At 58.2% G+C, this 14,628-nt stretch carries 8 protein-coding genes; 7 read left to right on the forward strand and 1 reads right to left on the reverse strand.

Annotated features, from left to right (window positions below; all coding sequences use genetic code 11):
* Window positions 1-93: 93 nt before the first annotated feature.
* Genes CAter10_RS24660 through CAter10_RS24675 form a run of 4 tightly spaced genes read left to right on the forward strand, consistent with a single transcriptional unit; the run spans window position 94 to window position 8,847 of the window.
* Entirely contained in the window at window positions 94-1,653 is a 1,560-nt protein-coding gene (locus CAter10_RS24660; RefSeq protein WP_335340141.1) for a hypothetical protein, read from the forward strand.
* 8 nt (window positions 1,654-1,661) lie between these two features.
* Entirely contained in the window at window positions 1,662-1,922 is a 261-nt protein-coding gene (locus tag CAter10_RS24665) for a hypothetical protein (RefSeq protein WP_335340142.1), read from the forward strand.
* Window positions 1,883-3,454 carry a hypothetical protein gene (locus CAter10_RS24670; RefSeq protein WP_335340143.1) on the forward strand — a complete coding sequence of 524 codons (1,572 nt, stop codon included), beginning with the start codon at window positions 1,883-1,885 and terminating at the stop codon, window positions 3,452-3,454. Before CAter10_RS24665 ends, CAter10_RS24670 begins: the two co-directional genes overlap by 40 nt.
* Window positions 3,455-3,483: 29 nt before the next feature.
* Entirely contained in the window at window positions 3,484-8,847 is a 5,364-nt protein-coding gene (locus tag CAter10_RS24675; protein ID WP_335340144.1) for a glycoside hydrolase family 94 protein, read from the forward strand.
* Between the two features lie 59 nt (window positions 8,848-8,906).
* Here CAter10_RS24675 and CAter10_RS11280 read toward each other — a convergent pair whose 3' ends face one another.
* Complete coding sequence (locus CAter10_RS11280) at window positions 8,907-10,019, reverse strand: ABC transporter substrate-binding protein (protein ID WP_082797874.1); 1,113 nt, start codon at window positions 10,017-10,019, stop codon at window positions 8,907-8,909.
* A gap of 743 nt (window positions 10,020-10,762) precedes the next feature.
* Here CAter10_RS11280 and CAter10_RS11290 point away from each other — a divergent pair.
* Genes CAter10_RS11290 through CAter10_RS11300 form a run of 3 tightly spaced genes read left to right on the forward strand, consistent with a single transcriptional unit; the run spans window position 10,763 to window position 14,622 of the window.
* A complete protein-coding gene (locus CAter10_RS11290) occupies window positions 10,763-13,039 on the forward strand; it encodes a hypothetical protein (protein WP_061533482.1) in 2,277 nt (758 codons plus the stop codon).
* Window positions 13,029-13,667, forward strand: coding sequence for a hypothetical protein (locus CAter10_RS11295; protein WP_061533483.1), 639 nt, complete (start codon window positions 13,029-13,031; stop codon window positions 13,665-13,667). Before CAter10_RS11290 ends, CAter10_RS11295 begins: the two co-directional genes overlap by 11 nt.
* 7 nt (window positions 13,668-13,674) lie before the next feature.
* A complete protein-coding gene (locus CAter10_RS11300) occupies window positions 13,675-14,622 on the forward strand; it encodes an urea transporter (RefSeq protein WP_061533484.1) in 948 nt (315 codons plus the stop codon).
* The last annotated feature ends 6 nt before the right edge of the window (window positions 14,623-14,628 follow it).

The following is a 14,628-nucleotide window of genomic DNA, read 5'->3' on the forward strand; positions in this document are numbered from 1 at the left end:
TATCCGATAGGGCCAGAATCCAATCTCCGACGATCAAGTCCTGTCCGAGATCGGCTTCTTCCCAGATTCGTTGAATATATAGAAACGTCAGAATTGAAATCAGACAATAGGTCTCTACGCGATCATTTCCTTGTCATCAAAAATGCGCTGCTGCCCGGCAGCGCCAACGGCCAGTCGCCAAGTGACGAGTTGCCGCTCCGCGCTGAACTGTTCAGTGCCTTGCAGATGGAACAACACGGCCGTATTCTGGCCAATGCACACAAACTGAGTACGGAACGCGGGCGCGATCAATTGCTGTCGCGGCTGGCGAGCAATGAAAATGTCATCATTGATGCCTGCAGCCAACTCACCGAAGCAATCAAGGCTAGTCGGCAAGTTACGCCGGCGGCAGAGTGGCTGCTGGACAATTTCTACTTAATAGAAGAGCAGATCCGTACCGCCAAGCGCCATCTTCCCAAAAATTACAGCCGGGAGTTACCGCGCCTGCTGCGCGGCAGCTCTGCCGGCAGACCAAGGGTCTATGACATTGCGTTGGAAACCATTTCCCATGGCGATGGCCGCGTTGATCCCGAAAGCCTGAGCCGCTTCGTTGCCGCCTATCAGCAAGTTACCCCGCTCAAGCTTGGCGAGCTATGGGCGATTCCGATCATGTTGCGTCTGGCGCTGATCGAAAATCTGCGGCGCGTCGCCGCCAATCTGGCGCTCACCCGTCTCAACCGCAATCTGGCCGACTCCTGGGCCGATGCGATGGCGGAATGCGCCGAAAACGATCCCAGCAACCTGATCCTGCTGGTTGCCGACATGGCACGCTCCGAACCGCCGCTGGACAGCTCATTTGTAGCCGAGCTGGTGCGGCGCGTGCAAGGCCAAAGTCCTGCGCTCACGCTACCGATGACCTGGCTGTCGCAGCGCCTGGCGGAATCCGGCCAAACCATCGAGCAGCTGGTGCAACTGGAAACGCAGCAACAAGCCGCCGATCAGGTATCGATCAGCAACAGCATCGGCAGCCTGCGCTTCCTCAGCGCCATGGACTGGCGCGAATTCGTCGAAACCATGAGTGTGGTCGACCATACATTGCGCAAGGATCCGGTCGACGTTTATGCACGAATGGATTTCGCAACGCGCGATCGTTATCGGCACGTCATTGAGAAAATCGCCAAGCATGGCCGCTTGTCTGAATTTGAAGTGGCCGATAGCGCCGTGCGCTTGGCCAGCGCCCATGCCCCGCAAGACAATCTTGCGACGCGCCAGGCGCATGTGGGGTATTACCTGGTAGGAGAAGGCCTGCCGGAACTGGAGCAATCAGCGGGATTTCGCTCACCGCCTTTGCAGGCACTGCAGCGCGCCGGCAAGGTCGCACCGTTATCGGCCTATCTTGTCAGCATGCTTGTCATCACATTGCTGGTTGCCTTCGGCATAGCGGCCAAGGCTTATGCTGATGGCACCGCCTATTGGATAGTGGCGCTAATCGCAGTCATGGCGCTGATTGGCGCCAGCCAGCTTGCTCACTCCATGGTCAACTGGCTGATTACCTTGGTCGCCACACCGCATCCGCTGCCGCGCATGGACTTTTCCGATGGCATTCCGGTTGAATCCAGTACGTTGGTAGTGGTCCCACGATATTATTTACCAAGCAAAACATCGATAACCTGAGCGAATCGTTGGAGGTACGCTATCTCGCCAATCGCGACGACAATCTGCGCTTCTGCCTGCTGACGGATTTTGCCGATGCCGACACCGAAACGATGCCGGACGACGCAGCCTTGCTGGAACACACCAAGCAGCATATCGACGATCTGAACAAAAAATATAACCGCTCAAGCCACAATAACTTCCTGTTATTGCATCGCCGAGGCGCTGGAATCCGCAAGAGAAAACCTGGATGGGTTATGAGCGCAAGCGCGGCAAGCTGGCTGACCTGAATGCTCTGTTGCGCGGCGGGGTGACCGACAACTTCTCTCTCATCGTCGGCAATATCCTCGGCCTGAGCAATATCAAATACGTCATCACGCTCGACACCGACACCGAGCTGCCGCGCGATACAGCGCGCCAATTCGTGGCGACCCTGGCGCATCCGCTGAACTGCGCCGTATTCGACGCCCGACGCCGGCGCGTGGTTCAAGGCTACGGCATCCTGCAACCGCGCGTGGCAGTCAGCCTGCCAAGCGCGGAGGCGTCCCGCTATGAATTGCTATGCGGCGGCGAAACCGGTATCGATCCCTACACTCGCACCGTATCCGATGTCTATCAGGATGTGTTCGGCGAAGGCTCGTTCGTCGGCAAAGGCATTTACGATGTCGACGCCTTCGAACAGGCGCTAAAGAACCGCATGCCGGAAAACCGTGTGCTCAGCCATGACTTGCTGGAGGGATGCTACGCCCGCGCCGGCCTGCTGAGCGACGTGCAACTGTATGAACAATACCCGTCGCGCTACAGCGCCGACATCACCCGCCGCCATCGCTGGATACGTGGTGACTGGCAGATCGCCTCCTGGCTGCTGCCGAGAGTGCCCGGTCCGCGCGATGCAGCTACCGGCAAGATCGTGACCCATCGTAATCCGCTTTCAGCATTATCGCGTTGGAAACTGTTCGATAACCTGCGCCGCAGCGTCGTCCCATTCGCGCTGACGGCTTTGCTGCTGATTGGCTGGACGGCACTGCCGGCGGCCTGGTTCTGGAGCAGCGCGATGCTAGGCATACTGTTGCTGCCCTCGATCTGTACCAGCCTGTTGAGCCTGATACGCAAACCAAGCGATGTCTTGTTGCGCCAGCACCTGTCCGCATCGCTACGCGCCACGACCCAGCATTTCATTCATGCGGTGCTGAACTTGATCTTCCTGCCGTATGAAGCTGCGGTCAATCTGGACGCTATCCTCCGCACTCAGTGGCGCATCCTGGTCTCCCATAAGAAATTGCTGGCATGGAATCCATCGAGCGAGGCAAACCGGCAGTCGAACAACAGCCTGGTGTCTTACTACCAATTAATGTGGATCGCGCCGACGATTGCCTTCGTAACTGCTGCCTATCTGGTCATCAGGAATCCCCTGGCCCTGAGCGCCGCGGCGCCGATCCTGTTGCTGTGGTGGGTGTCGCCTTTCATAGCTTACTGGATTAGTCAGCCGATTGCCCGCCGTCATGCCCAGTTGTCGGGCGAACAAATACTGTTCCTGAAATCGCTGTCGCGCAAGACCTGGCATTTCTTTGAAACCTATGTCGGCCCCGAAGACAACTGGCTGCCGCTGGATAATGTCCAGGAGCATCCGGTCACCGTGGTAGCGCGCCGCACCTCGCCAACCAACATCGGCCTGTCGCTGCTGGCCAACCTGACAGCCTACGATTTCGGCTATATACCGCCTGGACAATTGATCGAGCGCACCCAAAATACATTTCAGACCATGGCCTCGCTGGAACGATACCAGGGCATTTCTATAACTGGTACGACACCCAATATCTGAAACCGCTGCATCCGATCTATGTTTCGACGGTGGACAGCGGCAACCTGGCTGGCCATCTGCTCACCTTGCGCCCCGGCTTGAACGATCTGCTTGATACGCCGATATTCAATCCAATAGTGTTCAGCGGCATCCGCGACACCTATGAAATCCTGCGCGATACGGCCGGCGGCGGCCCACTGGTGAAGCTTATCCAATTCGAAAAAGACCTGGAATCCGCCTGTCAGTCCGTGCCTGCCACTCTGACCGTGGCGCACGATTGCCTGGCGCGCCTGAGCCGCTGCGCCACCGGTTTCGTCGCCGGACTGGATCCTGTGCCCGATACCCAGATCAATGTGTGGGCGCGGGCTTTGGCCAGCCAGTGTCGCGAAGCGCTGAACGAACTGGAGATCCTGACGCCTTGGATTAGCGCATTAGCGTCGTCCGAATGGGTTGACGACTTCCCCCGACTCGATCAGATCCCGACACTGCGCCAATTGGCGCAACTGCACATCAACATGATGCCTGCGTTGTCGCAAAGACGTGCCGCGCACAAAGAACCTCAGCGAAGCGATTATCTGTCGACGCTGGACAAGTCGATTGCCGACGGCAGCCGCCAGGCGGTTGACCGCATGCTGATCATTGAACAGCTGATGACCCAGGCGACCGACTTCGCTCGCATGGAATATAGCTTCCTGTACGATCCTGCCACGCATCTGCTGGCGATCGGCTATAACGTCAGCGAACGTCGCCGCGATGTCAGTTTTTACGATCTGCTGGCGTCCGAAGCCAGGTTGACCACTTTCGTCGCCATCGCCCAGGGGCAATTGCCGCAGGAAAGCTGGTTCGCGCTGGGGCGCCAGCTCACCATTGCCGGCAGCGAACCGATCCTGCTGTCGTGGAGCGGATCGATGTTTGAATACCTGATGCCGCTACTGGTCATGCCTACCTTCGAAAATACTTTGCTTGACCAGACTTACGGTTCCGCCGTCAAGCGCCAGATCGAGTACGGCATGCAGCGCGGCGTGCCATGGGGCATTTCAGAATCAGGCTACAACACGTTTGATGCCAGCCTTAATTATCAGTATCGTGCTTTCGGTGTACCCGGACTCGGCTTCAAGCGCGGCCTGGGCGACGATCTTGTCATCGCCCCCTATGCCTCGATGATGGCCTTGATGGTGGCGCCGGAAGAGGCGTGCCGCAATCTGCAGCAAATGTCTGCGGAAGGTTTCGAAGGCGAGTACGGTTTCTTCGAAGCGATCGATTACACGCCGTCGCGCTTGCCGCGCGGACAAACCAACGCAGTCATCCGCTCGTTCATGGCGCATCACCAGGGCATGGGCTTCCTGGCGCTATCCTATCTGCTGCTTGATCGTCCAATGCAGAAACGCTTCGAATCCGACCCCTTGTTCCAGGCCACGATGTCGCTGTTGCACGAGCGCGTACCGAAAGCGAGCGCCACATACTCCAACACCACTGAACTGGCTGATATCCGTACCACTTCGGCCGAACAGGGCATGCAAATGCGTGTCCTGCAGCGTCCCGACCCGCGTACTCCAGAGGTCCAGTTGCTGTCAAACGGCCACTATCACGTCATGATCACCAGCGCCGGCGGCAGCCGCAGCCGCTGGAACGACCTATCCATCACGCGCTGGCGGGAAGACAGCACGCGCGACAATTGGGGGACTTTCTGTTACGTGCGTGAACTGGATGGCGCCGACAATGGCATTTTCTGGTCGACCGCATACCAGCCGACACGCGCTCAACCCGACAATTACGAAGTCATTTTTTCCGAAGGCCGCGCCGAATTCCGGCGGCGCGACAATAACTTCGACATGCATACCGAAATCGTTGTATCGCAAGAAGACGATATCGAGTTACGCCGCACCCGCATCGTCAACCGCTCGCGCATGCGCCGCACCATTGACGTCACCAGTTATGCTGAAGTGGTGCTGGCGCCGGCGGCGGCCGACGACACTCATCCCGCGTTCAGTAATCTGTTTGTGCAAACCGAAATCGTCCATTCGCAACGTGCCATCCTATGCACCCGCCGGCCCCGTTCGATGCACGAAAAAATGCCGTGGATGTTCCATTTGCTGGCCGTGCACGGCGTTGATATCGGCACGGTGTCATACGAAACCGATCGCATGCAGTTCATCGGCCGCGGCAATACAGTCGCCACGGCACAAGCGATGCGCTTAGCTGGTCCACTGGCTGGCAACGCCGGATCGGTACTTGATCCGATCGTCGCGATCCGCTATCAAATCACGCTTGAGGCAGAACAGACCGCTACCATCGATATGGTGACGGGCATCGGCGATTCACGCGAGGTCTGCCTCGGCCTGATCGACAAATACCAGGACCGGCACCTGGCAGACCGCGTGGTCGAACTATCCTGGCCGCACAGTCAGGTAGTGCTGCGCCAGCTCAACGCCAGCGAGGCCGACGCCCAACTCTATGGACGCCTGGCCAGTTCGGTGATTTACGTCAACTCGCTGCTGCGCGCCGACGCCAGCGTCTTGATACGCAATCATCGCGGCCAGTCCGGACTGTGGGGCTACGCAATTTCCGGCGACCTGCCGATCGTGCTGGTGCGGCTGAAAAGCCAGGAGAACATCGAACTGGTGCGTCAACTGGTGCAGGCCCACGCATATTGGCGTTCGAAAGGACTTGCGGTCGACCTGGTGATCTGGAACGAAGACCATGCCGGTTATCGGCAGCTACTGCAAGAACAGATCATGGGATTGATTTCATCGGTCACTGGCAGCCACGAAATCGATCGGCCGGGCGGGATTTTCGTGCGCCTGGTTGACCAGATTTCGGATGAAGACCGAATCCTGCTGCAATCGGTGGCGCGTGTGGTGCTCAGCGACAGCCGTGGCACGCTGGCGGAGCAGCTCAATCGCCGCGACCTGCTGGAGATCCGCGTGCCGCGCCTGGCGCCGGCGCGCGTCGCTGCGTTGCCAGAGATGCCACAGGCATTACCAACGCAACAGCGCGACTTGATCCTTGCCAATGGCGTCGGCGGCTTCACGCCGGACGGGCGCGAATATGTGATCACCACTTCAGCCAACCAGCTGACGCCTGCGCCGTGGGGCAATGTGATTGCCAATGCACAGTTCGGCACCGTCATTTCCGAAAGCGGGCAAGCCTACACCTGGGGTGAAAACGCACACGAATTCCGGCTGACGCCGTGGGCCGACGATCCTGTCACCGATGAAGGCGGCGAGGTCTTCTACTTGCGCGATGAGGAGAGCGGACACTACTGGTCCCCTACTCCGCTGCCTAGTCGCGGCGCCGGCGAATACGTGACAAGGCACGGCTTCGGCTACAGCGTTTTCGAGCACGTCGAGGATGGCATTGCTTCCGAACTGACCGTGTACGTTGCACTGGATGCGTCAATCAAGTATTCGATACTGAAGGTAAGCAACGCATCGGACACATTGCGCAAATTGTCAGCGACCGGTTATGTCGAATGGGTGCTGGGCGACCTGCGGCCTAAATCGACCATGCATATCATCACCGAAAGCGATCCGGCAACCGGCGCGCTGTTCGCACGCAATCCATACAACACCGAGTTCACCGATCGCACGGCCTTCTTCGATGTCGACACCACGACACGCAGTATTACCGGCGACCGTAATGAATTCATTGGACGTAACGGCTCGTTGCAACATCCGGCCGCGATGGCGCGCGTGCGCTTGTCCGGCAAGGTGGGAGCGAGTCTGGATCCGTGCGCAGCCATGCAGGTCCAGTTTGATCTGAATCCTGGACAGCAGCGCGAAATCGTGTTCATCTTCGGCATGGCCGATACACGCCAAACCAATGTCAGCAACTTGGTGCAACGTTACCGCGGCACATCCGCTGCACACGACGCCTTGCAAGCCGTTCACGCATTTTGGGCGCAGACTTTGGGAACGGTACAGGTCGACACCCCGGATCCTGCTCTCAATGTACTCGCCAACGGTTGGCTGATGTATCAAACCATCGCCTGCCGCATGTGGGCGCGCAGCGGCTACTATCAGTCCGGCGGAGCATTCGGCTTCCGTGACCAGCTACAAGATGCGATGGCCTTGGTGCACAGTCAGCCGCAACTGGTGCGCGCGCATCTGCTATTGTGCGCAGCGCATCAGTTCATTGAGGGAGACGTACAGCATTGGTGGCATCCGCCAACCGATCGTGGCGTGCGCACCCATTGCTCTGACGATTATCTGTGGCTGCCATTGGCGGTGCATCGTTATGTCAGCTGTACCGGAGACCACACCGTGTTGCAAGAACTTGCGCCGTTCCTGGAAGGCCGTGCGGTAAATCCGGACGAAGACTCCTACTACGACCTGCCAAGCCGTTCGACACAATCGGCGACACTTTACCAACACTGCGTGCGCACCATCGAAAGAGGTTTGCAATTCGGCGTGCATGGCTTGCCGCTGATGGGCTCATGCGATTGGAATGACGGCATGGACAAGGTTGGCGAGCACGGCAAAGGAGAAAGCATCTGGCTCGGCTTCTTCCTCTACGACGTGCTGATGCGCTTCGCCGAGGTCGCAACCATCCATGACGACCGGCCTTTTGCCATGCGCTGCCAGACAGAAGCCGCCCAACTCCAGAAAAACATCGACAAGAACGGATGGGACGGCGAGTGGTATAGGCGCGCCTACTTCGATGACGGCACTCCGCTAGGCTCTGCCCAAAATGCCGAGTGCCAGATCGATTCCATTTCGCAGAGCTGGTCGGTGTTGTCGGGTGGCGGCTATCCGGAGCGGGCGCGAACTGCCATGCAAGCGGTCGATCGTCGACTGGTGCGGCGTCAGGATGCCATCATCCAGCTGCTCGATCCGCCATTCGACAAATCGGACCAGAATCCTGGCTATATCCGGGGTTATGTTCCCGGCGTGCGTGAGAACGGCGGCCAGTATACCCATGCCGCGATCTGGACCGTGATGGCGTTCGCCCAATTGGGCGACAATCGGCGCGCCTGGGAACTTCTGCAGTTAATCAATCCGGTCAACCATAGCAAGACCGCCGACAATATGGCCGTCTACAAAGTCGAGCCGTATGTGATCGCGGCAGACGTTTATGCCGTCGCGCCGCATGTTGGCCGTGGTGGCTGGACCTGGTACACCGGCTCGGCCGGCTGGATGTACCGATTGATTATCGAATCGCTGCTGGGGTTGCGACTGGCCGGCGACAAACTGCATATCAAGCCCTGCCTGCCTGAGGATTGGGATATGTATCGGATGGACTACCGCTATCGCGAAACGACGTACAAGATTATCGTCAGGCAAGGTCGCGACGAAGGTGCAACCTATCATTTGAAAGTGGATGGCATTGAACAAACTGAAGGCTTCATCCCGTTGATGGATGACCAGCGAGAGCATGCGGTAGAGATGTTGCTACCGGTACATCCGCCTCCCTGATTCCAGAGAGACGGGTGCCACTTTCACTCTGTCGCCGAGCGGTTCAGCGTTATGGGATTTCAGTGCAAGATTGCACCATGCTTGCCAATCATGATCATTTCGACAAACTTTGATCCATCATGATTGGTCGGCGTATACGACACCCTCACTCCGCCGAGATCGAAATCCCGCATGGTTTCCAATGCCGCCATCAGTTTTTGCCGAGTTGGATTGGGACCCGCCCTGCGCAACCCTTCGGTCAGCAGTTTGGCCGCAAGAAAACCTTCAAATGCCGAATAGGATGGCGGCGGCGGTTTTGCCATGCCTTTCAAGACACTCTGGAATTCCCGCGCAGCGCCAGCGCTGAAATCCTTTGGATACGGCATGACCTGCATGACGCTGACGCCACGCCCGTCATCACCCAACGATTCGAAAAACGTTTCGGAACTGACATTCGATAGCATCATGAACGCCGGGTGAAATCCCTTCTGGTGGACCTGCTTGACAAAATCGGCGCAGACCGAAGGCGTACAGGCCATCAATACCGCCTGTGGGTTGGCAGCGACAATCTCGCCAACGGCCTTGGTGATCTGTAGATCCTTGCGGTCGTAGCTGGCGGTCACCACGGCCTTCAGTTTGTGCGCCGCCAGATTACGTTCGAAACCAGCCAGGCCATCCCTGCCAAAGCTGTCGTCCTGAAACAGGATCGCCACCTTGCGAATCCCCAGCGAGCCGAACAGTTCGATCATTTTCGCGGTCTCGTCCTGGTAACTTGCGCGTAAATTGAACAGATAAGGATTGAACGGACTATGCAGGCTTTGCCCGCCGGAGAATGGCGCGATCATCGGCACCTTGTCGCTCAGCAGAAGCGGCAGCGCCGCCTCCACCGTTGGCGTACTGCGATAACCGAACAGGGCCAACGCGTTGTCTTGCTTCAACAGTGTTTCGGTGTTGAGCCTGGTGGTTTCCGGCTTGCGCTTGTCATCGTAGGTTTTCAGTTCGATCTTGCGGCCGTATACGCCTCCCTGTGCATTGACCCAGCCAAAGTAAGCCAAAGCGCCTTCCATGTTCTCCTTGCCGGTGGCCTCGCCGGATAACTCGACAGACTGTCCGATGACGATTTTTTCCTGTGCATTGACTGTTGCCACTGTTGCCATTGATGCCAGAAAAAGAAGCGCGATAAGCGTTCTCATGTGCAATATCTCCCCGATTATGATTATTTTCTTTCGACAATACTCTGTCGAAGCTTGCAAATAGCTTTCATTTTTTTGACTATTTCATCGCGCCAGTGACGAGGCAGAAAAAAAAGACATGGTTGAAAGTCGGCGACATGCGCATAGGCCTGCGATCTATTCGTATAAACAATTAAAAGAGCGCGCTGCGCCGCAGGTGAAATCACCACGCCTCGTGGCTTATCGACTGATGTTTCTATATGGAATTCATATATTTTTTATCAACCCTAGTTTTACTTTTTGGCATCGCCTAATCTGCATTCGTAGGGAGGGAAATATGGGTGATCCTTCAACCGGAAATCTCTTTATTTCAACGGCAAAAAATTTCTGCAGATCAATGTAGTGCGCTAGCCAGATCCTGATGGAAAATCGCCCCGGCCCGCTAATGGCAGCCGGGGCGATGTCGATCTGACGAACCATGACGAAAACGGACGCGATGTCCTGCACCGGTGAGTCATGGAACGTTGACGGTTTCGGCGAGAAACAACGCAAATCGCGGACTGTACCGCACGCCGACAGCCGGAGGAATGCAAAGCGCAATGTGATCGAAGAGATTAGCGGATGTCGCCAAAACGGTTGAGAGTTACGCAAAGCTGGAATCCTGTCACAGGCTTCCAGTCTGGTTGCGACGGAGCGATTGCAGCCAGTCATCGATAGAGCCCTAGCCGTTCCCACAGCTTGTCAACGCTAAAGGGGCTCCAGTCGTGAAAATCTATATCAGTGGCTTATACTCCGGCCCCAACCCCTCCTCCGGAGTCGGCGTAGCCAGTTCCCTGCGGCTAGCTTATCCCGACGCCACACTCATCGGCGTAGATTATTCCAGCCGCAGCAGCGGCATCCATGCCCCTGTATTCAACGACGTCTGGATTCAGCAACCTTGGGCCAGGCTGAACCTGGACACGTATGCGACTAGCATCCGCGATCGCCTGGAGCAGGAAGAAGCGTATTGGATTTCGTGCCTGGATCTGGAAATACTCTGGATGGCGCAAGTCCTGGGGCCGCATCCACGTCTGTTGATTCCATCGGTCGAGGCCCTCGACCAGATTGCCAAGCCGGCAGTACCAGCGCATCGCGGCCTTCCGGTCGGCATTCCACCCTTCATTTCAACCACCGAGCAAGACTGGACGCTTAACGCCTTCTGCCGTCGTCACGGATGGAAGATCTGGCTCAAGGGACCTTACTACGATGCCGTCCAGGTCAACTGGTGGCCCTCATTCCTGTCGTTGCGAACGGCCTTCCAAGCCACATGGGGAACCGAAAAGCTGTTTCTGCAGGCGCATGTGCGCGGACTCGAAGAGTCGATTAGCTTCAGCGCCTACCAGGGTCGCCTGCTGGATGTGGTACATATGGTCAAGCGCGATATCACGCCGGAGGGAAAAACCTGGGGTGGACGCATCGACGATCCGGTTCCCGAATTCCTCAATCCGCTGCGCGCCATCGTCAAGGAGCTGAACTGGAGCGGCGGCGCCGAGTTGGAAATGATCCGCAACCCGGCAGGCGAACTCTGGCTGATGGAAATCAACCCGCGATTTCCTGCCTGGATCCACGGGGCGACGATCGCCGGACGGAACCTCGCGGGCCGCCTGGTTGAGGCAGCGAGTGGGATTGCCATGTCCGAGGCGGTTCCGCAATCCAATGAATTCGCCCGGATCGTACTGGAAATGCCGGTGCGCGCCGGTTACCCAATCCCGCCCCTGCAGGAACCGATGAACGGCAGCCAGCTTCATTCGGGAAAATACCCGTCGGGAATGCCGATGCTGGCGCACCGGCTGCATGCGCTACGTAGCCGCTCAGTGCCAGCCAGCGTCCCGTTGGAGGCCGCCCCATCGGTGGCCACTGTCCCCGCCAGTTTCATCAAAGATATCCTGGGCGCGGACCTGGATAACGTCGAAACACCGTCCCGCATTCTTCTCCCCAGCACCGCAGCGCATAGTTTCGCCCAGCTTGCCGAAGCTGCGCGCGCGGCGTCTTCCCCGGCCTGCGAGGTCAGGGCCGCCTACAGCATCAAGACCAACCCGGATGAGCGCCTGATCAAGATGGCCTATGACGTCGGCTTCCTGGCCGAAGCGATCAGTGAACTTGAAGTCGGCAAGGCGCTGGAAGTGGGTTTCCTTCCCGAACAAGTCATTCTGAACGGACCGGCAAAGGCGTGGCCGAGCCAGGCCCGGTCACGGCCGGTCCATGCGATTTTTTGCGATTCGCTCGACGAACTGCGCCAGGTTGTACAACGGGCGGTGGGCGGCGAGGAGCTGGCGGAAATCATCGGCGTCAGGCTACGCGGCCCGCAGCTCATCTCGCGCTTCGGCATTCCGGTGGTTTCGCGCGAGATTTTCTACGACATGATCGGACTCCTGCGGGCGCTCCCGCAGCATTTCAGGATTGGCTGCCATTTCCACATTGCCAGCAGCAATTTCGGTATCGGCCAATGGTGGCGACTCTATGACTCCTCGTTGCGCTGTGCAAAGGCAATCGAATCCTGCACCGATCGCGCCGTCGAGTGCGTTGACATCGGCGGCGGCTGGTTCCCCGACGACTTCGAGAACGATCTGATGCCGAAACTGGGTGATGCAATCCGGCAAGCGCGCGAAGCGCTACCGAGCCTGCGGACCTTCGTGCTGGAGCCAGGTCGCGCCATGGTGCAGCATTCGATGGCGGTCGCCATGCGGGTACTCGAAGTGAGGCGATTCCAGGGCGTCCCGCAGGACATCGTTGTCGACGGCTCGATCGCAGAGTTGCCGCTAGCCTGGCAATTCCCGCACCGGATACTGCAAAGAGACCACAAGAGCGGTGAATGGCAGCCGATGGCGCGTGGTCCGGCCAGGATCCTGGGCCGGCTTTGCATGGAAGACGATATCGTCGCGCCCAATGTCCAATTGCGGGCCGACATCACCGAAGGGCAGTTGCTGGCGATCTGCGACGCCGGCGCTTATGAAAGCAGCATGGCCTACACTTTTGGACGAGGGAAAAGTAATGGACTCTAAGCTACCGCTTGCCGACGAAGTCACGATCGACTTCTGGCACACCTACCCGGCCTCCTACCTTTCGCATCATGGGCAAGATTGCTGCCATATCGCGCGAAACTGGCTGATCAACCAGGACTACAATCTCGATTCCGTCAGCGGCGACGGACAACTGCTGTCAGCCCCAAGATGGATTCCCGAACGCTACGAATGGGGTCCGACCTCATGGCCGTTGTTCTGGTGCGACGCGGTGGCGATGTACCGCCTCGATTGCGGAGCCCTGGCGGCATTTTCCCGCGAAGTCTACCTGTCGCGCGGCGTGAAGAGCGCGCCGGTGCAATTGATCCAGAGGTTGTCGACCCATGCCATCAGTCAATTGCGCAAAATATGGCGAGACGGCCCCGGCTATCTAAACTGGCTGGCCGACGACAAAATCTACCATGAGGCGGTGGCGGTCAGCCTGGACGGTATACGGATCCAGATCTGGGACGCCACCAACGGCTGGTGGATACAACCAATGCAGACCGACGGCTATGGGGCAGTCCTCAAAGTGAAAGTGAGTCCGCTGCATCCCGATCCCCAGGACATTCTGTTCTGGGGCAACCGAATGCTGGTGCCGGGAACCTGGGTCGACATCTGCGCAGAATGAGGTCGTCATGGGCGCTGTGCGGGCGATTTTCCTCGGGATCAGCCAAAGCATGTTTCAGCAGAACGGCTACACCGGGCTGATTTTCCTGCTCGGGGTCTTCCTCAGCTCGCCTTGGGTTGGCTTGGCGGCATTGCTGGGCGTGACGGCCAGTACCGCGACCGCATGGGCGATTGGCGCCGAGCGCCATCTTGTCTTGGTCGGCGTGTATGGCTTCAATGGCTTTTTCGCAGGTGTTGCGCTCGGCTCCATCTTCAGTCCGAGCCCGCTGCTGTGGATGGTTGTTGTCATCGCAGGCGCACTGTCGACGCTTCTGATGCATGCATTACATCGGTTATTGGGACGCATCCAGCTTCCCGCGCTAAGCGCCCCTTTTGTCTGTGTGCTATGGCTAATTCTGTTCTCCGTCATACATGTGGGCCGCCTCGCTTACGCGCAAGGTCCAGTGGCGGGAGTCAGCGGCCATTTGCTGTCGGATACGACGCTGGCATGGGCCGGCCAGTTTACGAACAGGCAAGATATCGCCGGCCTGCTCCTGAACGGGACCCTGCGTGGGGTTAGCCAGATTTTCTATCAGGACGACCTGATTGCCGGTCTCATCTTCCTGCTGGGACTGTCTGTCAGCACGACGCGCGCTGCAATGGTGGCGGCAGCAGGTTCGTTCACGGGCGCGCTGACTGCGCTGCTCATCGGTGCGCCCGATCTGGCAATCTTCCACGGCATATACGGCTTCAATTCCGTACTCAGCGCCCTCGCCGTGATAACGCTGAGCCAGAAACCTGGCTGGCGGGCCATCGCTATGGCTCTCTTGTGTGCGGCTTTTGCGGCAATCGCCACCAGCGTCATGATTCCACTGTCGCAATCGGCGGGATTGCCGGCGCTAAGTGCGCCGTTCTGCGTGGCCTCGTGGATGTTCCTGCTGGCGTTGCGGAGGCGCCATTCCAGCCAGGCCGGGTGACCGCGC

This window comes from Collimonas arenae, from assembly GCF_001584165.1.
Classification (GTDB): domain Bacteria; phylum Pseudomonadota; class Gammaproteobacteria; order Burkholderiales; family Burkholderiaceae_D; genus Collimonas; species Collimonas arenae.